Origin of the sequence: Brevundimonas mediterranea (genome assembly GCF_014196125.1) — a bacterium.
GTDB classification, from domain to species: Bacteria; Pseudomonadota; Alphaproteobacteria; order Caulobacterales; family Caulobacteraceae; genus Brevundimonas; species Brevundimonas mediterranea.
In genome coordinates, this window is sequence record NZ_JACIDA010000002.1 from 316,186 (window position 1) to 343,184 (window position 26,999).

The window sequence follows — 26,999 nt, forward strand, 5'->3', positions numbered from 1 at the left end:
CATGGCCGTCGAGAACGGTTGCGCCGTCGATGGATTGTCAGCGCAGCCGTTATGCAGGTTCGATGCACACGGCGACCCTTCTCGAGCCTCGGACCCTATAAACCGGGTGCGTTGTCTAAAATCAGAGACTTGGATTCGACTGTCGGCAATATTACAGCCAGCCCGTCGGTTGGACTCGCAGCGCGGCCCGTCTACCCGAATGATATATTTGTGGAAGTGGCGCACCCGGAGCGATTCGAACGCCCGACCCCCAGATTCGTAGTCTGGTGCTCTATCCAGCTGAGCTACGGGTGCGGCTGCCTTGCGGCGAGGGCGGGTCTTTAGCCGTAGAAACCGGCGGGCGCAAGCGGCGGAATGCAGTTTCTGCGTGGTCGGCGGTTGGCGCGGCCCCCAGGACGGCCTAGGTCGGGAGACGACGTCCTCCCTCGTCCGGATTTTCTCATGCATTTCATCCGCCGTCGTCTCGCCGTCCTGCTCATTCCCATTGTCATCGCCGGCTGCCAGACGGCGGGCGGGAGCGCCCCGACCGCGGCCGAGACACCGGTTCAGGGTCAGGCGACGAGGCCAGAGCCCGGAACGCCTGCGCGCGGCCCCTTCGTGGCGGCGGCCAATCCGCTGGCGGTCGAGGCGGGGATGAAGGTGCTGCGGCGCGGCGGGTCGGCGGTGGACGCCGCCGTGGCAGTGCAGGCGGTTCTGGGCCTGGTGGAGCCCCAGTCGTCGGGTCTGGGCGGCGGGGCCTTCCTGATGAGCTATGAGGCGGCGACCGGCCATGTGACAGCCTATGACGGGCGCGAGACGGCGCCGGCCTCGGCCACGCCCGAGCTGTTCTACGAGAACGGCAAGCCGCTAAGCTTCGTCGACGCCCTGCTGTCGGGCCGCTCGACCGGCGCGCCGGGCGCGGTGGCCATGCTGGCCATGGCGCAGAAGGACCACGGCAAGCTGGCGTGGCGCGATCTGTTCAGCGAGGCCGAGCGGCTGGCGCGCGACGGGTTTGTCGTCAGCCCGCGCCTGGCCGGCATGATCAGCGGCGCCGCGCCCCAGGCGAGAACCCGGTGGGCCAGAGCCTATTTCACCCGGCCGGACGGCGAACCCTATCGGGCCGGCGACGTGATGCGGAACCCCGCCTATGCCCGAACTGTGGCGGCCCTGGCGAACGAAGGGCCGGGCGTTCTGTATGGCGGCCGCATCGGGCGCGAGATCGCCCAAACAGTGGCCGAGGCGCCGCGGCCCGGCGGCCTGACCGAGACGGACATCGCCGCCTATCGCCCGCTGCGTCGCGACGCCCTGTGCCGGCCCTATCGGATCTATGTCGTCTGTGTGCCCCCGCCGCCGTCCAGCGGGGTGGCGCTATTGCAGTTCCTGGCCATGGCCGAGCAGACGCCCGACGTCCGAAAGGGCCCCGACAGCCCGGCCGCCTGGGTCGCCTTCGGCCGGCTTCAGCGTCTGATGTACGCCGACCGCGACCGCTATGTGGGCGATGCGGACTTCGTCGGCGTGCCGATCGCCGGCCTGCTGGATCCGGACTATGTCGCCGCGCGCGCGGCCCTGGCGCCGACCCTGAACGGTCCCGCGACGGCCGGCGCTCCCACGGGCTCGCCCCCGCGCGGCGTTGACCGCACGGCCGAGCCCGGCGGCACCTCCCACATGGTCATCGTCGATGCGGAGGGGAATGCGGTCAGCATGACGACCACGGTCGAGAGCATCTTCGGCAACGGCCGGATGGTCGAGGGTTTCTTCCTGAACAACCAGCTGACCGACTTCTCCTTTACCCCGAGCGAGGACGGCCATCCGGCCGCCAATGCGGTGGCGGCAGGCAAGCGGCCGCGGTCGTCAATGACGCCGGTGCTGATCCTGGACGGTCAGGGCCGTCTGGTCGGGGCCATCGGCTCGCCGGGTGGGTCCAGCATACTGGCCTATGTCGCCAAGGCCCTGATCGGGATGATCGACTGGGACCTGCCGATGCAGGAGGCCGTCGCCCTACCCAATCTGGTGGTGCGCGGCGAGATGGTCGGGGCCGATACGGCCCTGATCGCGCCGGACATCCGCGACGCCCTGGGCGCGGCGGGCATGAGCCTTAGACCCAATGCGACCGAGACCTCGGGCCTGCATGGAGCCATCTGGCGGAATGGACGCTGGGACGGCGGCGCGGATCCACGCCGAGAGGGCGTGGCGGTGTCGGAGGTCCAGTAACCATAGGCCTGGACCGTCGCAGGGTCAGCGGCGCGGCTTGATCGACAGCTGGAAGGCGATCAGGCCCTCGTCCAGATCGGTGTCGAGGCCGTTCATGCCCCGCAGCCCCTTGCCGGCGTCGATCTCGCGATAGACCAGCCCCACCGAGGTCTGAACATCGCCCCGGCGATAGGCCACTCCGACGGAGGCGTCGCCCAGGAAGGCGCCCCGGTCCTGGGTATAGCCGGAGCGGGCGTAGTCCCCGTCGCGGGTGCGGGCGAAATTATAGCCTACCGCCCGGCCCGAGCCTGCGGCGTACAGATACCAACGGGCGCGTTCGCCGAAACGGGCGCTGCCGTCCGGCGCCAGACGATCCAGTCCCTCGCCGATCTTCAGGGTGGCGCCGGCCTCGGCCGAGCCGCCCTCGCTGCCGACGCCGAAACCGGCGTGGGGCGTCAGGCTGACTTCCAGACCCGAGGCGGTGCGTCCCACCGGGCCGCGGAAGCCGCGCACATAGCGCAGGTCATAGGCGTCGTGACTCACCTCCGCCCGGTCCACCGGCGTGACGGGAAGGGGCGATCCGTCGGCCCGGTGCAAACGCCCGGCGGTTTCCAGCGAGACCCGGTCGGTGAAGGTCTTGCGATCGATCCAGACGTCGCTGCGAACCCCTGCCTCCAGTCCAGACCCATCGGCCGTCCGGAACGCGGTCGGAATCTCGATGTCAGGGCCGAAACGGGCGTCGGGCGTGACGCGGAACCGTGTTTGATCAGTAAGGCGTGCAATATCGGTCTGGGTGGTTTGAGGCGCCCGATCGAAGGCGTTGGGCGCCCAGGCCTGAGCGCGGGCGTCTACCGCGCCGGCCATCGCCAGCACGCTTCCCATTCCACCAATCCAGGCCGCTACGCGCATTCGGTCTCCCCACCGTCCGCTGGTTGCACCCTGCACCAGACGGAACAGGAGTCCAACAGACATTTTCGCGACAGTCTTTCGTCGCTTTTGAACGCCGCCTTTCGGTCGCGGTTCCGGAAATGCAGAAAGGCCCCGCTTTCGCGAGGCCCTTCAAAGTCTTGATCGGAATCTGAAATCCGGGCCGCCCTACTGGCAGGCGAGGCACTCGTCGTAGTCGGTCTTGGGCATGGAGAAGAGGTCGGGCTGGTTCGGGTCGATGACCGCCTCGGCCTTGTCCTCGGCGCCGGCGAAGGCGGCGCGCTGCACCGACTTGGAGCGCAGATAATACAGCGACTTCACGCCGCGCTCCCAGGCGGACCAGTGCAGCATGTGCAGGTCCCATTTGTTGACGTCGCCCGGGATGAACAGGTTCAGCGATTGCGCCTGACAGATTTCCGGCGCGCGGTCGGCGGCCAGTTCCACCACCCAGCGCTGGTCCAGTTCGAAGGCGGTCTTGTAGATCCCCTTCTCGTCCTCGTTCAGGGCGTCCAGGTGCTGGACCGACCCCTCGTGCTCGAGGATCGAGTTCCAGACGGCCTCGGTGTTGATCCCCTTCTCGTCGAGCAGGCGCTCCAGATAGGGGTTCTTGACCGCGAACGAGCCCGACAGGGTCTTGTGGGTGTAGATGTTGGCCGGGATCGGCTCGATGCCGGCCGAGGTGCCGCCGCAGATGATCGAGATCGAGGCGGTCGGGGCGATGGCCAGCTTGTGGCTGAACCGCTCCATAACGCCGCGCTCCTCGGCGTCCAGGCAGGGCCCCTTCTCTTCGGCCAGGACGCGGCTGGCCTTGTCGGCCTCGCGGCGCAGATGTTTGAACAGGCGCATGTTCCACGACTTGGCCATGGCGCTTTCGAAGGCGACGCCCTGGCCTTGCAGGAAGGAGTGGAAGCCCATCAGGCCCAGACCGACCGAACGCTCGCGCTTGGCCGAATAGACGGCGGCCTTCATTTCCGACGGCGCGCGGCGGATGAAGTCCTCCAGCACGTTGTCCAGGAAGCGCATGATGTCTTCGATGAAGCGGGGCTCTTCGCGCCACTCCAGGAAGGTCTCGGCGTTGACCGACGACAGGCAGCAGACGGCGGTCCGGTCCACGCCCAGGTGGTCACGGCCGGTGTGCAGCATGATTTCGGCGCACAGGTTCGACTGTTTGACCTTCAGGCCCAGGTCACGCTGATGCGGCGCCATCTGGCGATTCACCGTGTCGGAGAAGATCATATAGGGCTCGCCGGTCTGCATCCGGATGTCGAGCAGCTTGGTCCACAGCGAGCGGGCGTCGACGGTCTTGATGACCGCGCCGTCCTTGGGCGACTTCAGGTCGAATGTGGCGCCGGCCTTCACCGCCTCCATGAATTCGTCCGTGACGTTGACGCCGTGGTGCAGATTCAGGGACTTGCGATTGAAGTCGCCCGAGGGTTTGCGGATCTCGAGGAATTCTTCGATCTCGGGGTGATGGATGTCCAGATAGACGGCGGCCGAGCCGCGGCGCAGCGAGCCCTGGCTGATCGCCAGGGTCAGCGAGTCCATCACGCGGATGAAGGGGATGATGCCCGAGGTCTTGCCCGCGCCCTTGACCTTCTCGCCGATGGAGCGGACGCCGCCCCAGTAGGTGCCGATGCCGCCGCCGTTCGAGGCCAGGGCCACGTTCTCGTTCCAGACGCTCTGGATGCCGTCCAGGCTGTCGCCGACCGCGTTCAGGAAGCAGGAGATCGGCAGGCCGCGATCGGCGCCGCCGTTCGACAGGACCGGGGTCGCCGGCATGAACCACAGGCGGCTCATATAGTCGTACAGGCGCTGGGCGTGCTCGGCGTCGTCCGAGAAGGCGGTCGAGACGCGGGCGAACATGTCCTGATAGCTCTCGCCCGCCAGCAGGTAGCGGTCTTCCAGGGTCTTCTTGCCGAAGTCGGTGAGCAGGGCGTCGCGCGAACGGTCCACCTGGACCGATTTCACGACAGTCAGATGCGGCTTCTCAGGGGTCGTATTCGTCACAACACCTTGGAATTCCGTCGTCTTCAAAGCCTCGCCGCCAGCCATGGTCATCTGCGTCCTGAACAATAAACAGCCTAGAGCCACCTGCGCCGTGACCACATCATCTAGTGGTCTCAACGCTCCCTGAGCCCACATATAGGGCGCACATGCCTAATAACCCGTCAACGTCTTGACGGTCGCTTTGTAAGCGAATCGGTCGGACAAGTCGTCCACGCCTGGGGAAAATCCAGCAAGCAAGCCAGCAAACCCCTCACAGGCCTTCGCAGTTGCGATATCACGAACGCGTGATCGGAACATAGGGCGAGCTTGGCCGTTTGGCCCGTCCATGACCGTTTCAGATTTCCGTCCCTTTTTGATACGCGCCCTGACGGTTGCGCGAACAGAGATCGCCGCTTTGACGGCCCTGTTCGTCGCCGCGATCGGCGTCATGACCTTCGTCGAGATCGCCGACGACATGACGGAGGCCGACGGCCAGGCCTTCGACCATCAGGTTCTGGCCCTGCTGCGCCCCTATGCCGACGATCCCGGCCGGCCCTGGGGGCCGTGGTGGCTGAAGGAGGCGGCGGCCGACATCACCTCGCTGGGCGGCATATCGGTGCTGGGCCTGTTCGCCCTGATCGTCATCATCTTCCTGTTGAGCCAGAGGAAATGGCTGTCGTCCGTCCTGTTGGCCCTGGGCCTGATCGGCGGCGTGATGCTCAGCGAGGGGCTGAAGGCGGTGTTCGAGCGCGAACGCCCGCCCCAGGCCCTGCAGGCGGTCGAGACGATCAACGCCAGCTTCCCCTCGGGTCACGCCCTGCTGGCGACGGTCTTCTACCTCAGCGTCGCGGTCATGCTGACGCGGGCCTTTCCGCGCCAGAGGTTCAAGATATTCGTTCTGGGCGTCGGCATTCTGATGGCCCTGCTGGTGGGGCTGACCCGCATCTATCTGGGCGCCCACTGGGCGACGGACGTGTTCGCAGGCTGGGCCGTGGGCTCGGCCTGGGCCATGGTCTTGTGGCTGGTCGCGTATGGGATTGCGCGCTGGCAGAGGCGCCGCCGCGCGCCCCTGCAGGACGAGCCCTCGCCGATCGAGCCCGAGACCAGGGACGATCCGACCAAAGTCTAGCCCCGCCTTGGCGTCAGACGCAGGATAGTCTGTCTTGAGACGCCGCCTCGATCTGAACAGAGCGGCGCGCAGACGGGAGATACGCCATGGACCACGCCGCCCTCTATGCCGAACGGCTGAAAACGCCGGACCAGGCTGCGGCCCTGATCCGGTCGGGCGCCAAGGTCGCCATGGGCCTGGGCGTGTCCCAGCCCCCGGCCCTGCTGAAGGCCCTGGCCGAACGGGCTGAGCGCGGCGAGGTCGAGGATGTGAACCTCTATTATCTGCTCTCCACAGCCATCGCCGGCGACACGGTGCTGCGCTACGAGCTGATGGATCGGATCCGGCCGTGGAGCCTGTTCCACAGCGCCGTCGAACGCCGGCTGGAACAGCGCGCCTTCGAGGAGGGACGGCCCAATCCCGTCCAGTTCATCCCGACCGGCTTCCAGCAGTCGCCGCGCCTGCTGTGCGACGAGGTCGGGGTGGATGCGCTGGTCTGCACCGTCTCGCCGATGGACGCCGACGGCTTCTTCTCCTTCGGGACCAACACGGACTACGCCAAGCCGGTGTCGGAGACCGCCCGCACCATCGTGGTCGAGGTCAATCCGCACATGCCGCGCGTATTCGGCGACTGCACCGTCCATGTGTCGAAGGTCGCCGGGATCGTGGAACACGCCGCCCCCCTGCTGGTCGTGCCCCGGGCCGAGCCCCAGCCGGCCGACCTCGCCATCGGTCGGATCATCGCCGATCTGGTCGAGGATGGAGCGACGCTGCAGATGGGGATCGGCGCCCTGCCCAACGCCGTCTGCGACGCCCTGAAGGACCACCGCGACCTGGGGGTCCATACCGAGATGCTGACGCCGGGCCTGGTCGAGCTGATGCAGGCCGGGGTGGCCAACCACGCCCGCAAAACCCTGCACCCCGGCGTCGGGGTCTTCGCCTTCTCGATGGGCGACCAGAACACCTATGACTTCCTGGACGGCAACCGCGGCCTGGAGGCCCGTCCGGTCTCCTATGTGAACGACCCTGCCGTGATCGCCCGCAATACGAAGATGGTCTCGGTCAACGCCACGCTTCAGATCGACCTGAGCGGCGCCTGCTGTTCGGAGTTCCTGAACGGGCGTCAGTTCACCGCCTCGGGCGGACAGCTGGACTTCGTGCGCGGAGCCTATGGCTCCGAAGGGGGCAAGTCGATCATCGCCTGCCATGCGACGGCGGCCAAGGGGACCTGTTCGCGCATCGTCGCCCGGCTGGACGGCCCCGTCACCACGCCCCGCAACGACGTCCACATCATCGTCACCGAACACGGCTGGACCAACCTGAAGGGCCAGTCGACCAGCGAGCGGGCGCGCGCCCTGATCGCCCTGGCCGCGCCCGAGTTCCGCGACGACCTGACGGCGGAAGCCGGGCGACAGGGTCTGATCTGAGACAAATCTTGCGAGTCGTTATCGACTTTTCATTTCTGGCGGCGCGGCCTAAACCCCGCCTCGTCATCGGGGAGTAGCCGCCCGCAGCAATCAGCGGGGCTCGCGTCAACATGCTTCCTCTCCCGGAGAGGATGGCGCGGGAACGGTCCGAGGCCCTTTTTGGGGTCCGGGACTACGGCAAGACCGGCGGCTTTCGCAGGGACGTCCACGCGGGGCCCGGCTGCGAACGCCACAGGTCCGTCCGCCGAGGCTCCCGCGCATATGGTTCCGTTTTGGAAGCCTTTCTGATCTCGACCGGCCTGGTCTCCATCGCGGAGATCGGGGACAAGACCATGTTGTTGTCCATCGTCATGGCGGCGACCTGGCGACGGCCCACGCCCATCATCCTGGGCATTCTCGCCGCCACCCTGCTGAATCACGCCTTCGCGGCCCTGGCCGGCACGGTTCTGGCCCATTTCATCACCGGCGAATGGATGCGCTGGATCGTCGGCGTCGCCTTCCTGGGCTTCGCCGCCTGGGCCCTGATCCCCGATACGCTGGACGAGCAGAAGGGCGAGGTCCAACGCGGCTTCTGGGCCATCTTCTGGACCACCGCCTCGGCCTTCTTCCTGATCGAGATGGGCGACAAGACCCAGGTCGCCACCGCCATGCTGGCCGCCCGGTTCGAGAACCTGCCGCTGGTCGTGGCGGGCTCGACCCTGGGCATGATGCTGGTCAACGGCCCCGCCGTCCTGCTGGGCGAGACGGCGGCGAAGAAGCTGCCGCTGAAATGGATCCGTCTTGCCGCCGCTGTGGGTTTCGCCGCGACGGGGTTGTGGATCCTGTTCGCCACATAGGAAGCCCCGCCCGAGGCTCGCAATCTGTCCGGCCTGGCCTTACCAAGAACCCATGCGCCGTCACATCCGCCCCCTGCTTGCGCTCCTCGCGCTCGCCCTGCTGAGCCTCCCGGCCGGCGCCAAAGCCGCCTCGCGCGCCTATGCCGTGGACGGCGACTGCGGCGGGCGGCCCGCGACCACGGTGCGGATGGCGCCGGGCTATTGTCTGGGCCTGATCTGGCAGGGCGCGGGGACTGACGGACCCCGCATGCCGCGCGGCCTGCTGCCCCTGCCCGGCGGAGACTGGCTCGTCACCGACCTGGGCGGGTGGGAGGCGGGACGCGGCGCGGTCTGGCGGCTGTCGTTCGGCGCCGACGGTGCGGCGCGCTGGCGCAGGCTCGCCCAAGGGCTGTCCATGCCCCACACGGTGGCGCGGGGCCCGGACGGAAGAATCTATGTGTCCGAAATGAACCGCATCCTGACCCTGGACCCCGACGCGGCCGATCCGGCGGCGACGGTGCGGACCGTAATCGGCGACCTGCCGGACAACCGACTGCACGACAATCGCCACCCCCTGTCCAGTTTCGTCTTCGACGGCGACGGCGCTCTGCTGGTCAATGTGGGGGCGCCCAGCGACCGTTGCCTGGACGTTCGGGGGCGGCCGCGCACCGACGGCTCAGGCGGGTGCGCCGACAGCGCCGAAACGGCCCAGGTGCGGCGCCACGCTTATCTGGGTAATGGTCGGTGGGCCGAGGACAGCACGGTCTTCGCCTCGGGCCTGCGCAACTCCATCGCCCTGGTGCGGCATCGGTCGGGGACCATCCTGCAAGGCGAGAACTCGGTCGACCTGACCACGCCCGACCATCCCTATGACGAGATCAATGTCCTGCGTCGGGGCGGCCATTACGGCTGGCCTTATTGCGTGGACCTGACGACGCCCCTGCCGGGCTGGAGCGCGGCCCAGGCCCGCTGCGACCGACGCGACCGACCGGTCGCCCTCTTGCCGCCGCACGCGGCGCCGCTGGACCTGATCTATTACGAAGGGGCGATGTTTCCCGAACTGCGCGGCCGGCTGTTGATGAGCTGGCACGGCTATCGTCGCGCCGCTGGACGGATCGTGGCGGCCGAGACCGACGCGCAAGGCCGCCCTCTGACCGACATCGGCGGACGCTACGCCATCTACCCGCGCGGCGCCCTGCCCTATCCGGCCGGCGCGCCCAGCGTGCGCGGCAAGGCGCTGACGCCGGGTTGGGACGCGGTCGCGGGCCGCCAGCCGCGTGGCTCGCCGGTGGTTCTGGCGGTCGCCGCCGACGGATCGATCTGGGTCACGGACGACCGCAGCCGGGCGATCCTCAGGATCGCCCGGTTGGAGATCGCCGACTAGGCCGGAACGGCGCGCCTAGGTCCGAAGCGTCAAGGCCAGGTGCTGCAACAGCATGATGGTCTTGGCGTCGCGGATGCGGCCGTCGGCGATCATGGCCAGGGCTTCGTCCAGGGTCGGCTCCAGCACCTCGATGTCCTCGCCCTCGTCCGGATGGCCGCCGCCGTCGCCGATCTTCATCGACGGATCGTACTCGGCGACGAAGAAGTGCAGGATTTCGGTGACGGAGCCGGGGCTCATGAAGGCCTCGAACACCTTGCGCACCGCGCCGAGCCGATAACCAAGCTCCTCCTCGACCTCAGCGCGGATCCGCACCTCGGGCTCGGCGTCGTCCAGCAGGCCGGCCGCCGCCTCGATCAGCAGGTCGTCGTAACCGTTCAGATAGGCCGGCAACCGGAACTGCCGCACCAGCAGCACGGTGCGCGCCGCCGGATTATAGGGCAGCAGCACCGCCCCATTGCCCCGGTCGTAATGTTCCCGCTCCTGGGTTTGCCAGCGTCCGTCGCGCCGTTTCCAGTCGAACCGGGTGGTCTTCAGCACATACCAGTTGTCCGAGAGAAGCCGGGTCTCGTGGATCCTGAGACGGTCCTTGACGGTCATCGGCTTGCCTCGGGCGGTCTGGCGCTAGGCTTTACGGGCGTCGCGCTTGGCCAGGACGCGCAGGCGGAGCGCATTCAGCTTGATGAAGCCGGCCGCGTCCTTGTGGTCATAGGCCTGGACGCCTTCCTCGAAGGTGACGAGGTCCTGGTCGTACAGGCTGTAGGGGCTCTCGCGGCCGATGACCGAGACATTGCCCTTGTACAGCTTGACCTTGACCGTGCCGGAGACGTTTTCCTGGCTCTTGTCGATGGCGGCCTGAAGCATCTCGCGCTCGGGCGAGAACCAGAAGCCGTTGTAGATCAGCTCGGCGTATTTCGGCATCAGCTGGTCCTTCAGGTGCATGGAGCCGCCGTCCAGGGTGATGCTCTCGATGCCGCGGTGGGCCGCGATCAGGATGGTCCCGCCGGGGGTCTCATAGACGCCGCGCGACTTCATGCCGACGAAACGGTTCTCGACCAGGTCCAGCCGCCCGATGCCGTTGTCGTGGCCGTACTGGTTCAGGGCGGTCAGGATCGTCGCGGGGCTCATGGCCTCGCCATTGATCGACACGGCGTCGCCCTTCTCGAAGCCGATCTCGATGACCGTGGCCACGTCCGGCGCGTCCTCCGGCGAGATGGTGCGCTGGTGGACGAACTCGGGCGCCTCGACCGCCGGGTCTTCCAGCACCTTGCCCTCGGAGGAGGAGTGCAGGAGGTTGGCGTCGACAGAGAAAGGCGCCTCGCCGCGCTTGTCCTTGGAGATCGGGATCTGGTTCTTCTCGGCGAAGTCCAGCAGGGCCTCGCGGCTGCGGAACTCCCATTCGCGCCAGGGCGCGATGACGCGGATGTCCGGCTCCAGGGCGTAATAGCCCAGTTCGAACCGGACCTGGTCGTTGCCCTTGCCGGTCGCGCCGTGACAGACGGCGTCGGCGCCGACCTGACGCGCGATCTCGATCTGGCGCTTGGAGATCAGCGGCCGGGCGATGGAGGTGCCCAGCAGATAGTCGCCCTCATATTGCGCATTGGCGCGGAACATCGGGAAGACGAAGTCGCGCACGAACTCTTCGCGCAGGTCGTCGATGAAGATGTTCTCGGGCTTGATGCCCAGCTTCAGCGCCTTCTCGCGTGCGGGGCCAAGCTCCTCGCCCTGGCCCAGGTCGGCGGTGAAGGTCACGACCTCGGCGTTATATTCGGTCTGCAGCCACTTCAGGATGATCGAAGTGTCCAGGCCGCCCGAATAGGCGAGGACGACCTTCTTGATGGGCTTGTCGGCGGGGGCGGACATGGCGGCTCTTTCTACAGGCTTGGGCAGCAGTCTTCGGGGAGTTGACGCGCGCATAAGACCGGGGGTCCGGGGATGCAACCTTTTCCGGGGGTACGGCGCGCGAAGATGAAGCTTTGTTCATGTTCAATGGGTCGCGTTGCCAGCGCATCGACCATCGTTATGGTCCGATCCAACTGTAACCCAAGGATGTCATCCCATGCGCCGTACCGGTTCCCTCGTCGCCGCAGCCGCCCTTCTGGCGGTCACCACTCCGGTCTGGGCCTCGGCGCCCGCGGCGCCGGCTCAGGCCGCCGCGCCCGCGATTCAAGCCGCGCCGGTGTCCGAACTGGTCGCCGAAGTCGATATTCCCTACACCAAATTCACCCTCGACAACGGCCTGACCGTCCTGGTTCACGAGGATCACAAGGCCCCGGTCGTGGCCGTGTCGGTCTGGTATAATGTGGGCTCCAAGGACGAGCCGGCCGGCAAGACCGGCTTCGCCCACCTGTTCGAACACCTGATGTTCGGCGGGTCCGAGAATGCGCCCGGCAGCTATTTCACCCCGATGCGCAACATGGGCGCGACGGACATGAACGGGACCACCTGGTTCGACCGCACCAACTATTTCGAGACCGTCCCGACCCCGGCGCTGGAACAGGCCCTGTTCATGGAAAGCGACCGCATGGGCTATATGCTGGGCGCCATCACCCAGGAGACGCTCGATCTGCAGCGCGGCGTCGTCCAGAACGAGAAACGCCAGGGCGACAACCAGCCCTACGGCCTGAACGAGTACAAGCAGCTGGAGGCCCTGTTCCCCGAAGGCCACCCCTATCGCCACTCGACCATCGGTTCGATGGCCGACCTGGACGCGGCGTCTATGGAGACGGTGCGCGACTGGTTCCGCTCCAACTATGGCCCCAACAACTCCGTCCTGGTCCTGGCCGGCGACATCACGCCCGCCAAGGCGCGTGAACTGACCCAGAAATATTTCGGCCCCATCCCGCGCGGTCCGGTCAACACCCCGGCCCAGGCCGCAGTCCCCACCTTGGCGGCCCCGATCGCTGAGACCACCCAGGACCGCGTCTCCAACGCCCGGATCCAGATCAGCTGGGCCGTGCCCGGCATGCTGGACGCGGACGCCGTGCCCCTAAGCGTCGGCGCCTCGGTGCTGGGCGGCCTGGCCAGCTCCCGCCTGGACAACGCCCTGGTGCGCGGCGAACAGAGCGCCGTCTCGGTCAGCGCCTCGAACGGCGCCTATCATCGCGTCGGCATGTTCGAGATCACCGTCGACGTGAAGCCGGGCCAGGATCCGGCCGCCGTCGAGGCCCGCACCCGCGAGATCCTGAACGGCCTGATCGCTGACGGCCCGACCGCGGCCGAGGTGGAACGGGTCAAGACCCAGTATGTCTCGCGCACCGTCCAGGGGCTGGAACAGGTCGGCGGCTTCGGCGGCAAGGCCGTGGCCCTGGCCGAAGGCCAGCTCTACGCCGGCGATCCGGAACACTACAAGAAAGAGCTCCAGGCCTATGCGGCGGTGACCCCGGCCCAGGTCCAGGCGGCCATGCAGAAATGGCTGACCCGCCCCGCCTATACGCTGACGACCCTGCCGGGCGAACGCGAAGCCTATGAAGAGGCGGCCGAAGCGCCGTCGGGCGCCAACCACACCCCCGCCCCGCCGATCGAGCGTGTGGCCCGCATGCCCAAACCCGAGATCGCCCCGGTCGCCAATGTCGACTTCCCGGCGGTCCAGCGCGCCCGTCTGTCGAACGGCGTCGAGGTGGTCTACGCCCAGCGTGACGCGGTGCCGGCGACCAAGATCGCCATCGACTTCGACGCCGGCCTGGCCGCGGACGACGCCTCGAAACTGGGTCTGCAAAGCCTGATGCTGGACCTGATGGACGAGGGTACGCGCACAATGAACGCGACCCAGCTGGCCGAGGCCCAGGAAGCTCTCGGCGCGACCATCATGACCGGCGCCACCATGGACCGGTCGGTGGTCCAGCTCTACGCCGTGACGCCGAACCTGCAGCCGTCGGTGGCCCTGCTGGCCGACGTGGTCAAGAACCCGGCCTTCGCCAGTTCGGAACTGGAGCGCCTGCGCGCCACCCGCCTGTCGCGCATCGCCGCCGAACGGACCCAGCCGGCGGCCCTGGCCAGCCGGGCCCTCCCGGAACTGATCTACGGCTCGGCCAGCCCCTATGGCCGTCCCTTCAGCGGCAACGGCGATGAAGCCAGCGTCAAGGCGATCACGGAAGCCGACATCCGCGCCGACTACGCCGAATGGATCCGGCCCGACAACGCCAAGATCTTCGTGGTTTCGGACAAGCCCCTGTCGGAGATCACGCCGGTGCTGGAAGCCGGTTTCGGCGCCTGGACCGCGCCGTCTGCCGCCAAGGGCGTCAAGGACTTCTCAGCCCCCATCCCGACCAGCACCTCGAAAATCGTGCTGATCGACCGCCCGCAGTCACCTCAGTCCTACATCATGGGCGGCGAGGTTCTGGCGGCGCGGGGCACCGACGACCTGCTGGTGCTGAACGCGGCCAACAATGTGCTGGGCAACGACTTCCTGTCGCGCATCAACTCCGACCTGCGCGAGACCAAGGGCTGGTCCTACGGGGTCAATGCTTCGGTCGCCGGCTTCGCCGGCCGCGTGCCCTATCTGGTCACCGCTCCGGTCCAGGCCGACCAGACCGGCCCCGCTATCGAAGCCCTGAACCTTCAGTTCAACGACTTCCTGAAGGGCGGCAAGGGCGTGACCCCCACTGAGCTGGAACGCACCGTCAACGGCAACACCCGCCGCCTGGCCGGCAGTTACGAGACCTCGGCCGCCGTTCTGGGCGCCATGCGGACCAATGACCTGCTGGGTCGTCCGGACGACTATCCGGAAACCGTCGCGGCGCGCACCAACACCTTGACGGCGGCTGAGCTGGACGCCGCCGCCAAGGCGGCTCTGGACCCCTCACGCTTCGTCTGGGTGGTCGTCGGGGACGCCTCGGTGGTCAAGCCGCAGCTTGACGCCCTGGGCCTGCCGGTCGAGGTCCGCTCGGCGGCTCCGGCCGCCCAGTAGGGCAGGCGATAGGCTGAAACGATTGAGGCCCGGAGAGCGATCTACGGGCCTTTCTTTCGTGATCCTCCGGCAAGCCGCGTCTTCGGGGCGCAGACCGGGGGCGCAGCGGCGCGCGTGAGCGAACCAGTCGCGCCCGCAATATGAAACCAGAAGGCGGAAGCGGACAGGCTGAGCCTTCGCCCATGTCGCCCGGCGGCATTCGAAATGCGCTGCGGAAAGTCGCTGCGAACTGATCTGTGTCAAGGCCGCTGGTACGGCAAGCGCCCACAGCGACGGGGTCGGCGACGACATCGCGCAAGGCGGGCTCCGTTATGGCCATAAAGATATCGATCCTGAGCGAGACCCGGAACCGCCAAGGCCGGGCCGAGATGACGCCCGCCGCCGGACCGGCGCAGGTCGGCGATCTTCCTCTCGGCAGCTGACCCGGTCCCTCCGACACATTTGCATCGCATTAGAAGGGAACCGATCGTGGCCTACCAAACGACAAATCCATTTACGGGCGAGGTGCTCAGGACCTTCCCCGACGCCACGGACGCGGAGGTGTCTCAAGCGATCGAGCACGCGCACACCGCCTTCCTGGCTTGGCGCGAAACGGCTTTCATCGAGCGCGCCAGAGTGATGCGGAACGCCGCCAGCCTCCTGCGACAGGACGTCGACGCCTTCGCCGCGATCCTGACCACCGAGATGGGCAAGCTGCTGTCCGAGGCGAAGGCCGAGGTCGAGCTTTCGGCGCAGATTTTCGACTACTACGCCGCCAACGCCGAAAATCTGCTGGCCGACGAAATCCTGCCCGTCGCCCATCCGGCCGAGGGCGAGGCGCGGGTGACGCACGAACCGCTCGGCGTGCTGCTGTGCATCGAACCCTGGAACTTCCCCTACTATCAGATCGCCCGGATCATCGCGCCGCAACTGTCGGCCGGAAACACCATGCTGCTCAAGCATGCCTCCAACGTCCCCCAGAGCGCCGAGGCTTTCGAGACGCTGATGAAGGCGGCCGGCCTTCCCGAGGGCGCTTTCAAGAATCTGTTCGCCACGCGCTCGCAGATCGAGTTCATCCTCAATGATCCTCGCGTTCAGGGCGTGGCCCTGACCGGTTCGGAAGCCGCCGGATCGATCGTGGCGGCCCAGGCCGGCAAGGCCTTGAAGAAGTCGACCCTGGAGCTGGGGGGCGCGGACGCCTTTGTCGTGCTGGCCGACGCCGATCTTCAGAAGACGGTCGACTGGGCGGTGTTTGGACGCCACTGGAACGGCGGACAGGTCTGCGTGTCGTCTAAACGGATGATCATCGTCGATGAGATCTATGACGCGTTTCTCGACCTTTACCGCCAGGGCGTGGCGGCCTTGGTCGCAGGGGATCCCTTCGACCCCCAGACCACGCTCGCGCCGCTGTCCTCTCAGGGCGCCGCCAATGAGGTGAAGGAAAAGATCGCCGAAGCGGTCAAGCTGGGCGCCAAGGCGGAAGCCGTTGGACCAGCCGCGCCTGACCGGGGCGCCTTCGTGCAGCCGACCATTCTGACCGAAGTCGGTGACGACAACCCGGCGCGGCACTGGGAGTTTTTCGGGCCGGTCTCGATGCTGTTTCGAGCCAAGGACGAGGCCGACGCCATACGCATCGCCAACGACTCCCCGTTCGGGCTCGGCGGCTCGGTCTTTACCAGCGATCCCGCCCATGGCGCCGAGGTCGCCAGGAAGATTTCCACGGGCATGGTGTTCGTCAACCATCCAACCATGGTCAAGGCCGACCTGCCGTTCGGGGGCGTGCGGCGCTCCGGCTATGGGCGCGAACTCATCGGCTTGGGCATCAAGGAGTTCGTCAACCACAAGCTTATCGACGTCGTCGACATAGACGCGCCGTTCTAGCGCACTGAGATCACCGGAAAGGACGTCGCCATGTACTATAGCAGCGGAAATTACGAAGCCTTCGCCAGGCCTCGCAAGCCCGAGGGCATAGAGAACAAGACGGCGTTCTTCGTCGGCTCGGGTCTGGCCAGTCTGGCCGGCGCGGCCTTCCTGATCCGCGACGGGCACATGTCCGGCGACAGGATCACCATCCTTGAACGACTGGCGCTGCCGGGTGGCGCGCTGGACGGGATCAAGGATCCGGAGAAGGGTTTCGTGATCCGCGGCGGTCGCGAGATGGAAGAACACTTCGAGTGCCTCTGGGACCTCTATCGCTCGATCCCCTCGCTTGAGGTCGAGGGGGCCAGCGTGCTCGATGAGTTCTACTGGCTGGACAAGGACGACCCGAACTTCTCCCTGCAGCGCGCGACCCAGAACCAGGGCCGGCCCATTGAGGATGTCGCTCTCCTCACCCTGAACGACAGGGCGCAGAAGGACCTCATCACCCTCTTCCTGGCGACCCGCGAGGAGATGGAGAACCGGCGCATCAACGAGGTGATGGGCGAGGACTTCCTGAAGAGCAATTTCTGGCTCTACTGGCGCACCATGTTCGCCTTCGAGGAGTGGCATTCGGCGCTGGAGATGAAGCTCTATGTCCACCGCTTCATCCACCACATCGGCGGCCTGGCCGATTTCAGCGCCCTGAAATTCACCCGACGAAATCAGTACGAGTCGCTGGTGTTGCCGCTGTACAAATGGCTGACCGATCACGGCGTCACATTCCAGTACGGCGTGGAGGTCACCGACGTCGACTTCGACATCACGCCCGAGCGCAAGCAGGCCACCCGCATTCACTGGCTGCAGGACGGCGTCGTTGGCGGCGTCGATCTCGGCCCCGACGATCTGGTCTTCATGACCATCGGCTCGCTGACCGAGAATTCCGACAACGGCGACCACCACACGCCCGCGGCGCTGAACCAGGGCCCCGCTCCCGCCTGGGACCTCTGGCGCAAGATCGCGGCCAAGGACCCCGCCTTTGGTCGGCCCGACGTCTTCGGCGCCCATATTCCGCAGACCAAGTGGGAATCGGCGACGATCACGACGCTGGACCCCCGCATCCCCGCCTATATCCAGAAGATCGCCAAGCGCGACCCATTCAGCGGCGCGGTCGTCACCGGCGGCATCGTCACCGTCAAGGATTCCAGCTGGTTGATGAGCTGGACCGTCAGCCGCCACCCGCACTTCAAGCAACAGCCGAAAGACCAGGTGGTCATCTGGGTCTATTCGCTGTTCGTCGACACCCCCGGGGATTTCGTCAAGAAGCCGATGCAGGACTGCACGGGCGAGGAAATCACCCAGGAATTGCTCTATCACCTCGGCGTGCCGGTCGAGGACATCGCGGAACTGGCCGCGACAGGCGCCAGGGCCGTGCCGGTGATGATGCCCTACATCACGGCCTTCTTCATGCCGCGGCAGGCGGGGGATCGTCCGGACGTCGTGCCCCAGGGCGCGGTCAATTTCGCCTTCATCGGACAGTTCGCCGAGTCGGCCGAGCGCGACTGCATCTTCACCACCGAATATTCGGTGCGCACGCCGATGGAGGCTGTCTATACGCTGCTGAATGTGGAGCGCGGCGTTCCCGAGGTCTTCAACTCGACCTATGACGTGCGCAAGCTGCTGGCCGCCGTCGGGCACGTTCGTGACGGCAAGGCCCTCGATATTCCCGGGCCGGCGTTCATCCGCGATTTTCTGCTGAAGAGGATCGACGCCACCGAGGTCGGCGAACTTCTTCGGGACGCGCATCTGATTTCACAGTGAGGCAGGCCCCGGCCTCGCCCCTGGCGTCGCGCCAGGGGCGAGGCCTGCGATCGCCGCCTTGAATATCCGCTTCAGGTCGTACGCTGGCCTAGCACAGGCGCCGATGCCGGACTTTCACCGCCAGGCCTTGCCGATCCCGGTGGATTTCCGCCGGATGATGACAAACGGTGTCAGTCGATCGTCGCGCCGGTGGTGCGCATGATCTCGGCGCGCAGTTCGGGCAGGCCCAGCCCCTTCTCGGAGGATGTCAGAAGCACCACCGGGAAGGCGGCAGGGCGTTTGGAGATGGCCTTCAGCGTGGCCTCTTGCACGGCCTCGCCTTCGCCCTTCTTCAGCTTGTCGGCCTTGGTCAGGACGATCTGGTAGCTGACGGCGGCGAGGTCGAGCGCGTCCAGCGCCTCCTTGTCCACGCTCTTCAGCCCATGGCGGCTGTCGATCAGCAGATAGACCCGTTTCAGCGTCACCCGGCCGCGCAGATAGTCGCGGCCCAGGTCCTGGAACTTGCGCACCGTCGTCTTGGACGCCTTGGCCCAGCCGTAGCCGGGCAGGTCGACCAGACGCATCCGGCCGTCCAGGTCGAAGAAGTTGACCTCGCGCGTCCGACCCGGCTCGTTCGAGGCGCGGGCCAGCTTGTGCATCCCGACCAGGCCGTTGATCAGGCTGGACTTGCCGACGTTGGACCGGCCGGCGAAGGCGATCTCGGGCAGGTCGGGATCGGGCAGTTGCTCGATCTTGGCGGCGCCCATGATGAAGGTCGCCGGCCGCGCGAACAGGATCCGCGCGGCCTCGATCTCTTCGGGGGTGAAGTCGGTTTCGTCGATCACGCGGCCTTCGTCTTCCGGATACGGGCGATGAAGTCGTCGATCGGGTTCTCAGCCTTGTAGCGGTGCATGATGTAATACTGCTGCAGGATGGTCAGGATGTTCGACCAGGCCCAGTAGACCAGCAGGCCGGCCGCGAACGGGGCCATGATGAAGGTGAAGACCAGCGGCATGAACTGGAAGATCTGGCGCTGAACCGGATCGGCCGCCGGCGGGTTCATCGCCGTCTGCAGCCACATGGTCAGCCCATAGGCCACCGCCAGCAGGCCGATCCCCAGAGGTCCGACCAGCAAGGCGCCCAACAGGGGCAGGGTCGCCGGATCCCACGGGATCAGGCCGAACAGGTTCCACACCACCGAGGGGTCACGCGCCGACAGGTCGTGGATGAAACCCAGGAAGGGCTGGTGGCGCATTTCGATGGTGACGGTCAGCACCTTGTACAGGGCGTAGAAGACCGGGATCTGCAGCACCAGCGGAAGACAGCCGGCGACCGGATTGATCTTCTCCTTCTGGTACAGGGCCATCGTCTCCTGCTGCTGCTTCTGCGGGTCGTCTTTGAACTTCTTCTTGATCTCCTCCATCTTGGGCTGGAGGTTCCGCATCTTGGACATGCTGGCGTAGGCGTTGTTGGCCAGCGGGAACATGACCAGCTTGACGATGACGGTCAGGGCCAGGATGGCGACGCCGAAGCTGCCGACCAGGCCATAGACGTTCTCCAGGATCCAGAAGATCGGGCGCGTCAGGAACCAGAACATGCCCCAGTCGATCGCATAGACGAAGCGCGGCAGGTGCAGGGTCTCTTCATAGGTCTTCAGCACCTCGGCCCGCTTGACGCCGGCGAACAGGCGCTGGGTCTCGGTCGCGGTTCCGCCGGGCTGGATGGTGCGGGCCGCGCCCAGGATATTGGCTTCCAGCTGCTGGCCCCCGTTGACGTCGCGGACGCGGAATTCGGTCTCGACCGCCTCGTTCTGCTGCGGCAGCAGGGCCGCCAGCCAGTATTTGTCGGTGATGCCCAGCCAGCCGCCGGTCGAGGCGTTCTCGATGCGGGGCTCCTTCAGCCAGTCCTTGTACTTCTTCTGCTCGGTCCGGTACTCGCCCGGCTTGCCGAAGGTGCCGATGGCGCCCTCGTGGACGATGTGGGACGAACCGGCCAGCGGCGGCACGCCCTGACGCTGGACGCTGCCGTAGGGGGCGATGGTGATGGACTGGGTTCCCAGGTTCTGGACCGTGTCCAGAATCGAGAAGACATAGCGATCATCGACCGACACCAGGCGGGTGAAGCGCAGGCCCTGGCCGTTGTCCCAGGTCAGGGTGACGGGCGTCGTCGGGGTCAGGGTCGAACCGGCGGTCAGGCGCCAGACGGTGTTGGGTCCGGGAACCCCGCCGACCACATTGGGGCCGGTCCAGCCGAACTGGGCGAAATAGGCGTTCTGCATGCCCTGCGGGCGGAACAGTTCGACCGGTTCGGGCTTGTCCTGCGTCTCCTTGTAGTCGGTCAGGAACAGGTCGTCGATGCGGCCGCCCTGCAAGGACAGCGAGCCCTTCAGGGTGCCGGACTGGATCGGCACGCGCGCGGCGGTGCTCAGCGCCTGGCTGCGGTCGGTGACGAAGGTCGGGCCCTGAGGGTTCAAGGCCGTGCGGGCGGCGTTCTCGGCCGTCTGGGACTGTTCGGCCTGGGCCTGCTGCTGGACGGCGCGGCGTTCAGCCTGCGGACGCAGCACGGTAAACCAGTAGACCCCCAGGATCAGGGCCGAGCACACGATGAAGATGATCGTGTTGCGCGAGTTCTCGTTTTTCATGGATTCGGGCGGTCCTGGCCGGAAGGGGCGCGGGCGGGCGAAGGCCGGTCGGCCTTCGGTGTCGCCAGCCTTGTAAGCGTCGATTTCACGTCGTCAAGCAGACGGTCCCACGCGCGCTCGGTCGTGCCCATGCGGGCGATGAAGACATAGTCGCTGCCGGGCACGCCATGGACGGGCAACATGGCCCGCGCAGCCTCACGCAGACGGCGTTTGGCGCGGTTCCTGACCACCGCCCCGCCGATCTTGCGGGTGGCGGTGAAGCCCAGGCCGATGTGCGGCGAACCGTCGCCACGCTCCAGCCTCTGGATCACAACGCCGCCGCGTGCTTCGGAAACGCCTTTGGCGGCCGCCAGAAACTGGGGCCGCCGCAACAGACGTTTGATCTGTAAAGGGTCGCTCATGCGTCCTTGGCTCCGGACGCGAGAGCCGCTTACGCCGTCAGGCGCTTGCGGCCCTTGGCGCGACGGCGCGCAACAATCTTCTGGCCGTTCTTGGTGGCCATCCGGCTGCGGAAGCCGTGACGGCGCTTGCGCACGAGTCGCGACGGCTGATAGGTCCGCTTCACGGTCGGCTCCTGACGTTAAAAGGTTGGGCGACGGGGCAAGAGGCGTCCGTCGCAGGAAGGGCGGGCGTATAAGTCGCATGTCCGCGTGAGTCAACGCTCGGACGGCATTTGGGGAATGAAGAACGTATGGCGAAACGAACGGCGAAGGAATGGGGCCTGCGACTGCTGCCGCTGGCGGTCATCGCCGGCCTGGTGGTCGCCTTCTTCGCCCTGGGCTGGAACCGCTATCTGTCGATGGATCTGATCCGCGAGCACGGCCTGAACCTTCAGGCCTATGCCCAGGCCCACTGGTGGATCGCCCTGGTCGCCTTCATCGCCGTCTATGCCGTCGCCACCGCCTCCACCATTCCAGGTCCGGTCTTTCTGACCCTGCTGGGGGGGATGATGTTCGGTCCCTATGTCGGCGCCCTGGCCCAGGCCAGCGGCGCCACAATCGGCTCGGTCGTCATCTATTCTGTCTATCGTACCTCGATCGGGACCTGGCTGCGCGCCAAGTTCGAGGCCGACGCCGGCTTTATGGATCGGCTGGCCAAGGGGATCGACCGCAACGCCTTCACCACCCTGTTCACCCTGCGCGTCATCCCGAGCGTGCCCTTCGTCCTGGTCAACGCCACGGCGGGCATGATGGCGGTGCCGCTGCGGCCCTATGTGATCGCCACCTTTATCGGCCTGCTGCCGTCCACCTTCATCTACACCTGGATCGGGTCGCAGCTGGCCGACCTGCTGCGGGCCGGGGTGCGGCCGGACCTGCCGATGCTGCTGCGCCAGTTCTTCTGGCCGCTGATGGGGGTGGTCTTCCTGTCCCTGCTGCTGCCCATCGGCATCAAACTGGTCCAGATGATCCGCGCCCGACGCGCAGAGGCCGCGCCGGCATGAGCGCGCTGTTCGACAAGGCGGCGGCGGCGCTGAAACTGTCGCCCGAGGTCGTGGAGACCTGGCGCGAGCGACTGCGGCCCCGAGCGCCCGACGGACTGTCGGCGCGGCTGCTGCTGCTGACCGTGGCCTTCACCCTGGCGGTCGAAGCCCTGATCATGGGGCCGAACCTGGCCGCCTTCCACGAACGCTGGCTGCGCGACCGGCTCCAGGCGGCCGAACTGGCCTCGGTCGGGGTCGAGGCCCTGCCCTACAGCGCGGTCGAGGACGACACGGCGGCCGAGCTGATGCGGATCGGCGGGGTCCAGGCCGTGGCCCTGACCGAACAGGGGGTGCGGCGGCTGCTGCTCCAGGCCCCCAATCTGCCGCGGGCCCCCGAACTGATCGACCTGCGCCAGCAGAACAGCTGGGCGCGGCTGACCGACCCCTGGCGCACCCTGTTCGGCCATCCCGACCGGTCGCTGCGGGTCCAGGCCAAGCCCCGCTATCGTTCGGGCGACTTCATCGAGATCGTCACCCCGGCCCAGCCGCTGAAGCTCGAGCTGAAGGCCTTCCTGCTGAACAGCCTTCTGGTCTCACTGCTGGTGTCGGTGACGGCGGGCGCCCTGCTGTATGGCGGCCTGGCCCTGCTGGTGCTGCGCCCCCTGCGGCGCGTCACCCGATCAATGGAGCGGTTCGCCGCCGATCCCGAGAGCGAGGCCGAGGCCCCGTCCGATCGGCACGACGAGATCGGCCGGGTCGAGCGCGAACTGTCGCGGATGCAGGAGGAGGTGCGTCAGTCCCTGCGCTCGCGCGCCCGTCTGGTCGCTCTGGGCGAGGCGGTGGCCAAGATCAACCACGACCTGCGCAACATGCTGACCTCGGCCCAGATGGCGTCCGAGCGACTGGCGACCTCGGCCGATCCCCAGGTGGCCAAGGCCCTGCCGCGACTGGAGCGGGCGCTGAGCCGGGCCGCAAGCCTGTCGCGCAATGTGCTGGAGTATGGCCGCAGCGAGGAGCCGGCGCCCCAGAAGACCCGCGTGGTCCTGACCAAGGCCCTGACCGTGGCGGCCGAGGACGCGGGGCTGGAGCCGGACGGCGTGCGGCTGGTCAAGCAACTGCCCGCCCGGTTCGCGGTCGAGGCCGATCCGGACCAGCTCTACCGCATCCTGGTCAATCTGATGCGCAACGCCCGCCAGGCCATCGAGGCCGACGGGGGACGTCCGCCGGAGCGACGCGGCCGGGGGGCCGTCACCGTCAGCGCCTTCGGCGAGGACGGGGTCTGCGTGGTCCGCATCGCCGACGATGGGCCGGGTATTCCCCCGCGCCTGGCCGAACGTCTGTTCGAACCCTTCGTCAGCTCCAAGAGCTCGGACGGATCGGGGCTGGGCCTGACCATATCGCGCGAACTGGCGGCCCTGCACGGCGGCGACCTGAGACTGGTCCCCAGCGAAGGGGCCAATGAGGGAAGCGGGGCGGTGTTCGAGCTGCGCCTGCCGGCCTAGAGCTTCAGATCCGGCGCCTATTCCAGACCGTCGTCCGAGACGATGAAGGCGCGGTTCGCCGCCTTGGCCTGGGCCGCCAGCTCATCCTGCACCAGATGCCAACGGCGCAGGCGTTCGTAGTTGATGGCGTGTTCGGGCGAGGCGTCCAGCCAGTGACGGAAATCCTCGATCTGCAGCCGGGCGTTCGGCGCGGCCGGATCGGGCAGGGCGGGCACGTTCGGCAGTTGACGCGCGACGTCGGCGGGGATCGGATAGTCTCCGGACGAGGTGCTTAGAATCATGAGGTCTGCTCGGTGGCGGGTTTGGCGATCGGAAAGATCGCGACCATGACGTGAAGCGCCGCCGCGCGCCACCTTTTCGTCACGTCTGCGTTATTGCGGATCGACGCCGTTACGGCGAAGGTTGGTTGATAGGCCTTGAGCGAAGGATAGCTGCATGACCATCCGAATGTCCCTGTTCGGCGCCCTGCTGGCGACGATCGCCCTGACCGGCGCGGCTCAGGCCCGGTCGGCGCCGCAGACGGCCCCGGATCCCTATAGCGCGCCGGACCCCTATCGCGATCAGCGCGCCCTGCCCGACCCCAATGACCCCGCCGCGCGCGAGGCGCTGCTGCGGGCGAAGGGCGAAGCCTACCACCGGGCTGAGGATTCCAGACAGACCGAGGAAGAATTGCGCCTCACCCGAGCGCTGAACGACGAGATCGCCGCCCAGAACGCCCTGGCCGACAAGGCGGACGAGGCCGCCCGCCTGGACTATGACGCCGCCGTGGCCCGTCATCAGATCGAGGTGCGTCAAGCCGAGGAACAGGCGCGAGCCGCCGCCGAGGCGACCCGCGCGGCCCAGGACCAGTACGACCGCGACTATGCGGCCTGGCGCGAGCAGGTGCGGCTGTGCCAGTCGGGCTTCCGCGAGGCCTGCACGGCCCGACCCGCCTGGGTCAGGCCGCAGCCGTAACCAACAGGGCTCAGCCGGCGACCAGGCTCATGTCGCGGCGGGCCATCATCCGGTCGAACTCGGTCCAGACGCCGTCCGAACCGTGCCAATTGCCCTGCGTCGCAGCCTTCGAATATTCGGTGGCGCGCGCCTCGAAGAAGTTGGCGTGTTCGACGCCCGACAGCAGGGACTGCAGCCAGGGCAGCGGGTTTTCCTTGACCCCATAGACTTCCGGCAGCTTCAGCTGGCGCAGGCGCCAGTCGGCGATGAAGCGGATGTACTGCTTGATGTCCTCCGGCGTCATGCCCTGGACCGAGCCCATTTCGAAGGCCAGGTCGATGAACCTGTCCTCCATGCTCACCACGGTCTTGCAGCAGTCGACGATGTCGTCGGCCACGGCCTTGGTGACGGCCCCCGTCTCCTTGTTGAAGGCGTGGTAGAGCTTGATGATGCCTTCGCAGTGCAGGCTCTCGTCGCGCACCGACCAGGACACGATCTGGCCCATACCCTTCATCTTGTTCTGGCGCGGGAAGTTCATCAGCATGGCGAACGAGGCGAACAGCTGAACCCCCTCCGAGAAGCCGCCGAACATGGCCAGGGTCCGGCAGATGTCGGCGTCGGAATCCACGCCGAACTGGCCCATATAGTCGTGCTTGTCCCGCATGGCCTCATATTCCATGAAGGCGCCGAACTCGCTCTCGGGCATGCCGATGGTCTCGAGCAGCAGGGCGTAGGCCGCGATATGGATGGTCTCCATATTGCCGAAGGCGGCCAGCATCATCTTGACTTCAGTCGGTTTGAATACCCGACCGTAGCGTTCCATATAGTTGTCCTGAACCTCGATGTCCGCCTGGGTGAAGAAGCGGAAGATCTGGGTCAGCAGATTGCGTTCGTTATCGTTCAGGGTCGAGGCCCAGTCCTTGACGTCCTCGCCCAGCGGCACCTCTTCCGGCATCCAGTGGACCTGCTGCTGCTTCTTCCACATGTCGAAGGCCCACGGATAGCGGAACGGCTTGTAGGCGGCGGAGGGCGTCAGAAGACCGGCGCGGTCGGGGCGGATGATCGGGGTGATGGCGTTCATCGAACTGGACCTGAAAGAGCGATTCCGGAGAGGAGTTCACCATGCGACTCCGCACGCCCGGCGCCAAGTCGGAAATCACCTATTTGGTGATCACAAATTGTCCTACCCGCTACATCTTGTGGTTTGGATTGAGGAAACTGGGGACGGGCCTGGGGATGCCTCCCACGGATCAAGCTTGGCTGCCGCTCCGGGGTCTTGAGCGGCGGCCCTTCCGGGGACACCATCCGCCGGCCCCAGTGGCGACGATCAAAGGAGCCGCGATGAGTTTCACCGTCTATGGCGCCGCCGGGTCCGGATCGGTGCCGGTCGAGGCGGCTCTGACCCTGCTGGGCCTGGCCTATACGGTGGTCGAGGCGCCGACCTGGGAGGGGGAGGCCGAGCGGGACAAGGTGGCGCCGGTCAATCCGATGCGGCAATTGCCGGTCCTGGTCACGCCCGAGGGCGAGATCCTGACCGAGAGCGCCGCCATACTGATCTGGCTGGCGGACCGTCATCACCCTGCTCGACGAGCCGAGGCGGGGCTGGCGCCCGCGCCGGACGACGCCCGACGCGGGCAGTTCCTGCGCTGGATGAGTTTCGTGCCGGCCGCCATCTATTCGATGTACTGGGTGCGGGACGTGCCTTCGCGGCTGGCGGGCAACGATCCGGAGGATCAGGCGCGCATCCTGCAACGCACCGAAGACCGGATCGCGGAGTGCTAGGGGATGATGGACAGCCAGATCGAACCGGGGCGGTTTCTGCTGGGCGAGACCCTGACGGTGCTGGACCTCTATGTGGCCGTGGCCAGCCGGTGGACGCCGAGACGCGCGCGCTTCTATGAGGTCGCGCCGCAGATGGCGGCGGTGGTGAAGCGGGTGGATGAGTTGCCGGAGCTCAAGGATTTCTGGGCGGAACGATTTCCGTTTGAGGCGGGGTGATGCGGACCCGGTCATCACCACCGTCGGAGTCGCAACCAAACCCTCTCCCGCTTGCGGGAGAGGTGGCCCGGCGTCCGCGCAGCGGACCAGGGTCGGAGAGGGAAGTGTCGCCTGCAGCAAGACTTCCCCCATCGTCAGCCGTCTCGC

21 protein-coding genes, 1 tRNA gene, 1 pseudogene and 1 riboswitch are annotated in these 26,999 nt (G+C 66.8%); of the genes and pseudogenes, 12 read left to right on the plus strand and 11 right to left on the minus strand.

All coding sequences use genetic code 11. The features are described 5' to 3' along the window. Nucleotides 1-217: 217 nt before the first annotated feature. Nucleotides 218-294, minus strand: a tRNA-Arg gene (locus GGR11_RS10440). Nucleotides 295-441: 147 nt separating this feature from the next. Between GGR11_RS10440 and GGR11_RS10445 the strand changes: the two genes are divergently transcribed. Further along, entirely contained in the window at nucleotides 442-2,190 is a 1,749-nt protein-coding gene (locus GGR11_RS10445; RefSeq protein ID WP_183196786.1) for a gamma-glutamyltransferase family protein, read from the plus strand. Nucleotides 2,191-2,214: 24 nt separating this feature from the next. On the opposite strand, the gene GGR11_RS10450 is transcribed toward GGR11_RS10445, so the two are convergent. Next, complete coding sequence (locus GGR11_RS10450) at nucleotides 2,215-3,051, minus strand: lipid A-modifier LpxR family protein (RefSeq protein WP_183196789.1); 837 nt, start codon at nucleotides 3,049-3,051, stop codon at nucleotides 2,215-2,217. 213 nt (nucleotides 3,052-3,264) lie between these two features. Beyond that, complete coding sequence (locus tag GGR11_RS10455; protein ID WP_183196791.1) at nucleotides 3,265-5,154, minus strand: ribonucleoside-diphosphate reductase subunit alpha; 1,890 nt, start codon at nucleotides 5,152-5,154, stop codon at nucleotides 3,265-3,267. Between the two features lie 343 nt (nucleotides 5,155-5,497). On the opposite strand from GGR11_RS10455, the gene GGR11_RS10460 reads away from it, so the two are divergent. The 4 genes from GGR11_RS10460 to GGR11_RS10475 all read left to right on the plus strand — a co-directional run bounded on the left by GGR11_RS10460 (nucleotide 5,498) and on the right by GGR11_RS10475 (nucleotide 9,816). Further along, the gene (locus GGR11_RS10460; protein ID WP_246331762.1) at nucleotides 5,498-6,211 is read left to right on the plus strand and encodes a phosphatase PAP2 family protein; all 714 of its coding nucleotides are present in this window, start codon (nucleotides 5,498-5,500) and stop codon (nucleotides 6,209-6,211) included. A gap of 86 nt (nucleotides 6,212-6,297) precedes the next feature. Beyond that, nucleotides 6,298-7,617, plus strand: coding sequence for an acetyl-CoA hydrolase/transferase family protein (locus tag GGR11_RS10465; protein ID WP_183196795.1), 1,320 nt, complete (start codon nucleotides 6,298-6,300; stop codon nucleotides 7,615-7,617). 56 nt (nucleotides 7,618-7,673) lie between these two features. Continuing rightward, nucleotides 7,674-7,791, plus strand: a riboswitch (yybP-ykoY riboswitch). Nucleotides 7,792-7,889: 98 nt separating this feature from the next. Next, the gene (locus GGR11_RS10470) at nucleotides 7,890-8,453 is read left to right on the plus strand and encodes a TMEM165/GDT1 family protein (protein WP_183196797.1); all 564 of its coding nucleotides are present in this window, start codon (nucleotides 7,890-7,892) and stop codon (nucleotides 8,451-8,453) included. A 52-nt stretch (nucleotides 8,454-8,505) separates the two neighbouring features. Beyond that, the gene (locus tag GGR11_RS10475; RefSeq protein WP_246331764.1) at nucleotides 8,506-9,816 is read left to right on the plus strand and encodes a PQQ-dependent sugar dehydrogenase; all 1,311 of its coding nucleotides are present in this window, start codon (nucleotides 8,506-8,508) and stop codon (nucleotides 9,814-9,816) included. A gap of 15 nt (nucleotides 9,817-9,831) precedes the next feature. On the opposite strand, the gene GGR11_RS10480 is transcribed toward GGR11_RS10475, so the two are convergent. After that, nucleotides 9,832-10,413 (minus strand): NUDIX hydrolase, encoded by a 582-nt coding sequence (locus GGR11_RS10480; RefSeq protein WP_183196799.1) that lies wholly within the window; start codon nucleotides 10,411-10,413, stop codon nucleotides 9,832-9,834. Nucleotides 10,414-10,437: 24 nt separating this feature from the next. Further along, nucleotides 10,438-11,676: an argininosuccinate synthase gene (locus tag GGR11_RS10485; protein ID WP_183196801.1), complete on the minus strand. Its 1,239-nt coding sequence runs from the start codon at nucleotides 11,674-11,676 to the stop codon at nucleotides 10,438-10,440. Between the two features lie 196 nt (nucleotides 11,677-11,872). On the opposite strand from GGR11_RS10485, the gene GGR11_RS10490 reads away from it, so the two are divergent. From GGR11_RS10490 to GGR11_RS10500, 3 genes are all read left to right on the plus strand, one after another. Then, entirely contained in the window at nucleotides 11,873-14,722 is a 2,850-nt protein-coding gene (locus GGR11_RS10490) for a M16 family metallopeptidase (protein ID WP_183196803.1), read from the plus strand. A 468-nt stretch (nucleotides 14,723-15,190) separates the two neighbouring features. Then, nucleotides 15,191-16,582 (plus strand): aldehyde dehydrogenase family protein, encoded by a 1,392-nt coding sequence (locus GGR11_RS10495; RefSeq protein WP_183196806.1) that lies wholly within the window; start codon nucleotides 15,191-15,193, stop codon nucleotides 16,580-16,582. Between the two features lie 30 nt (nucleotides 16,583-16,612). Next, nucleotides 16,613-18,379 carry an oleate hydratase gene (locus GGR11_RS10500; RefSeq protein WP_183196808.1) on the plus strand — a complete coding sequence of 589 codons (1,767 nt, stop codon included), beginning with the start codon at nucleotides 16,613-16,615 and terminating at the stop codon, nucleotides 18,377-18,379. Nucleotides 18,380-18,549: 170 nt separating this feature from the next. On the opposite strand, the gene yihA is transcribed toward GGR11_RS10500, so the two are convergent. From yihA to rpmH, 4 genes are read right to left on the minus strand one after another with little or no spacing between them, the layout of a single operon-like run. Next, nucleotides 18,550-19,203 (minus strand): ribosome biogenesis GTP-binding protein YihA/YsxC, encoded by a 654-nt coding sequence (yihA, locus tag GGR11_RS10505; RefSeq protein WP_183196810.1) that lies wholly within the window; start codon nucleotides 19,201-19,203, stop codon nucleotides 18,550-18,552. Continuing rightward, entirely contained in the window at nucleotides 19,200-20,999 is a 1,800-nt protein-coding gene (yidC, locus tag GGR11_RS10510) for a membrane protein insertase YidC (RefSeq protein ID WP_183196812.1), read from the minus strand. The genes yihA and yidC overlap by 4 nt, the downstream gene beginning before the upstream one ends. Continuing rightward, nucleotides 20,996-21,400, minus strand: coding sequence for a ribonuclease P protein component (gene rnpA / locus GGR11_RS10515; RefSeq protein WP_183196814.1), 405 nt, complete (start codon nucleotides 21,398-21,400; stop codon nucleotides 20,996-20,998). The genes yidC and rnpA overlap by 4 nt, the downstream gene beginning before the upstream one ends. Before the next feature lie 29 nt (nucleotides 21,401-21,429). After that, nucleotides 21,430-21,564 (minus strand): 50S ribosomal protein L34, encoded by a 135-nt coding sequence (gene rpmH, locus GGR11_RS10520; RefSeq protein WP_003164000.1) that lies wholly within the window; start codon nucleotides 21,562-21,564, stop codon nucleotides 21,430-21,432. A 126-nt stretch (nucleotides 21,565-21,690) separates the two neighbouring features. Between rpmH and GGR11_RS10525 the strand changes: the two genes are divergently transcribed. Together GGR11_RS10525 and GGR11_RS10530 are read left to right on the plus strand one after the other, a co-directional pair. After that, on the plus strand, nucleotides 21,691-22,440 hold the full coding sequence (locus GGR11_RS10525) for a TVP38/TMEM64 family protein (RefSeq protein ID WP_183196816.1): 750 nt from the start codon (nucleotides 21,691-21,693) through the stop codon (nucleotides 22,438-22,440). Continuing rightward, the gene (locus GGR11_RS10530; protein ID WP_183196817.1) at nucleotides 22,437-23,921 is read left to right on the plus strand and encodes a sensor histidine kinase; all 1,485 of its coding nucleotides are present in this window, start codon (nucleotides 22,437-22,439) and stop codon (nucleotides 23,919-23,921) included. Before GGR11_RS10525 ends, GGR11_RS10530 begins: the two co-directional genes overlap by 4 nt. A 17-nt stretch (nucleotides 23,922-23,938) precedes the next feature. Here the strand turns inward: GGR11_RS10530 and GGR11_RS10535 are convergent, their stop codons facing one another. Continuing rightward, nucleotides 23,939-24,202: a hypothetical protein gene (locus tag GGR11_RS10535; RefSeq protein WP_183196818.1), complete on the minus strand. Its 264-nt coding sequence runs from the start codon at nucleotides 24,200-24,202 to the stop codon at nucleotides 23,939-23,941. Between the two features lie 154 nt (nucleotides 24,203-24,356). Here GGR11_RS10535 and GGR11_RS10540 point away from each other — a divergent pair, with 154 nt between their 5' ends. Further along, entirely contained in the window at nucleotides 24,357-24,875 is a 519-nt protein-coding gene (locus GGR11_RS10540) for a hypothetical protein (RefSeq protein ID WP_183196819.1), read from the plus strand. Between the two features lie 10 nt (nucleotides 24,876-24,885). Here the strand turns inward: GGR11_RS10540 and GGR11_RS10545 are convergent, their stop codons facing one another. Further along, nucleotides 24,886-25,935 (minus strand): ribonucleotide-diphosphate reductase subunit beta, encoded by a 1,050-nt coding sequence (locus GGR11_RS10545; protein WP_183196820.1) that lies wholly within the window; start codon nucleotides 25,933-25,935, stop codon nucleotides 24,886-24,888. A gap of 260 nt (nucleotides 25,936-26,195) precedes the next feature. Between GGR11_RS10545 and GGR11_RS10550 the strand changes: the two are divergent. Beyond that, nucleotides 26,196-26,852, plus strand: a pseudogene (locus tag GGR11_RS10550) (glutathione S-transferase family protein). The last annotated feature ends 147 nt before the right edge of the window (nucleotides 26,853-26,999 follow it).

What these genes read in the sequence shown, in the direction of transcription:
- GGR11_RS10475 (WP_246331764.1), top strand. Translation starts at nt 8,506, where the DNA reads ATGCGCCGTCACATCCGCCCCCTGCTTGCGCTCCTCGCGCTCGCCCTG.
- rnpA (WP_183196814.1), bottom strand. Translation starts at nt 21,400, where the DNA reads ATGAGCGACCCTTTACAGATCAAACGTCTGTTGCGGCGGCCCCAGTTT.
- GGR11_RS10545 (WP_183196820.1), bottom strand. Translation starts at nt 25,935, where the DNA reads ATGAACGCCATCACCCCGATCATCCGCCCCGACCGCGCCGGTCTTCTG.
- GGR11_RS10490 (WP_183196803.1), top strand. Translation starts at nt 11,873, where the DNA reads ATGCGCCGTACCGGTTCCCTCGTCGCCGCAGCCGCCCTTCTGGCGGTC.
- GGR11_RS10535 (WP_183196818.1), bottom strand. Translation starts at nt 24,202, where the DNA reads ATGATTCTAAGCACCTCGTCCGGAGACTATCCGATCCCCGCCGACGTC.
- GGR11_RS10500 (WP_183196808.1), top strand. Translation starts at nt 16,613, where the DNA reads ATGTACTATAGCAGCGGAAATTACGAAGCCTTCGCCAGGCCTCGCAAG.
- GGR11_RS10450 (WP_183196789.1), bottom strand. Translation starts at nt 3,051, where the DNA reads ATGGGAAGCGTGCTGGCGATGGCCGGCGCGGTAGACGCCCGCGCTCAG.
- GGR11_RS10480 (WP_183196799.1), bottom strand. Translation starts at nt 10,413, where the DNA reads ATGACCGTCAAGGACCGTCTCAGGATCCACGAGACCCGGCTTCTCTCG.
- GGR11_RS10485 (WP_183196801.1), bottom strand. Translation starts at nt 11,676, where the DNA reads ATGTCCGCCCCCGCCGACAAGCCCATCAAGAAGGTCGTCCTCGCCTAT.
- GGR11_RS10445 (WP_183196786.1), top strand. Translation starts at nt 442, where the DNA reads ATGCATTTCATCCGCCGTCGTCTCGCCGTCCTGCTCATTCCCATTGTC.
- GGR11_RS10525 (WP_183196816.1), top strand. Translation starts at nt 21,691, where the DNA reads ATGGCGAAACGAACGGCGAAGGAATGGGGCCTGCGACTGCTGCCGCTG.
- GGR11_RS10540 (WP_183196819.1), top strand. Translation starts at nt 24,357, where the DNA reads ATGACCATCCGAATGTCCCTGTTCGGCGCCCTGCTGGCGACGATCGCC.
- GGR11_RS10465 (WP_183196795.1), top strand. Translation starts at nt 6,298, where the DNA reads ATGGACCACGCCGCCCTCTATGCCGAACGGCTGAAAACGCCGGACCAG.
- GGR11_RS10530 (WP_183196817.1), top strand. Translation starts at nt 22,437, where the DNA reads ATGAGCGCGCTGTTCGACAAGGCGGCGGCGGCGCTGAAACTGTCGCCC.
- yidC (WP_183196812.1), bottom strand. Translation starts at nt 20,999, where the DNA reads ATGAAAAACGAGAACTCGCGCAACACGATCATCTTCATCGTGTGCTCG.
- GGR11_RS10455 (WP_183196791.1), bottom strand. Translation starts at nt 5,154, where the DNA reads ATGACCATGGCTGGCGGCGAGGCTTTGAAGACGACGGAATTCCAAGGT.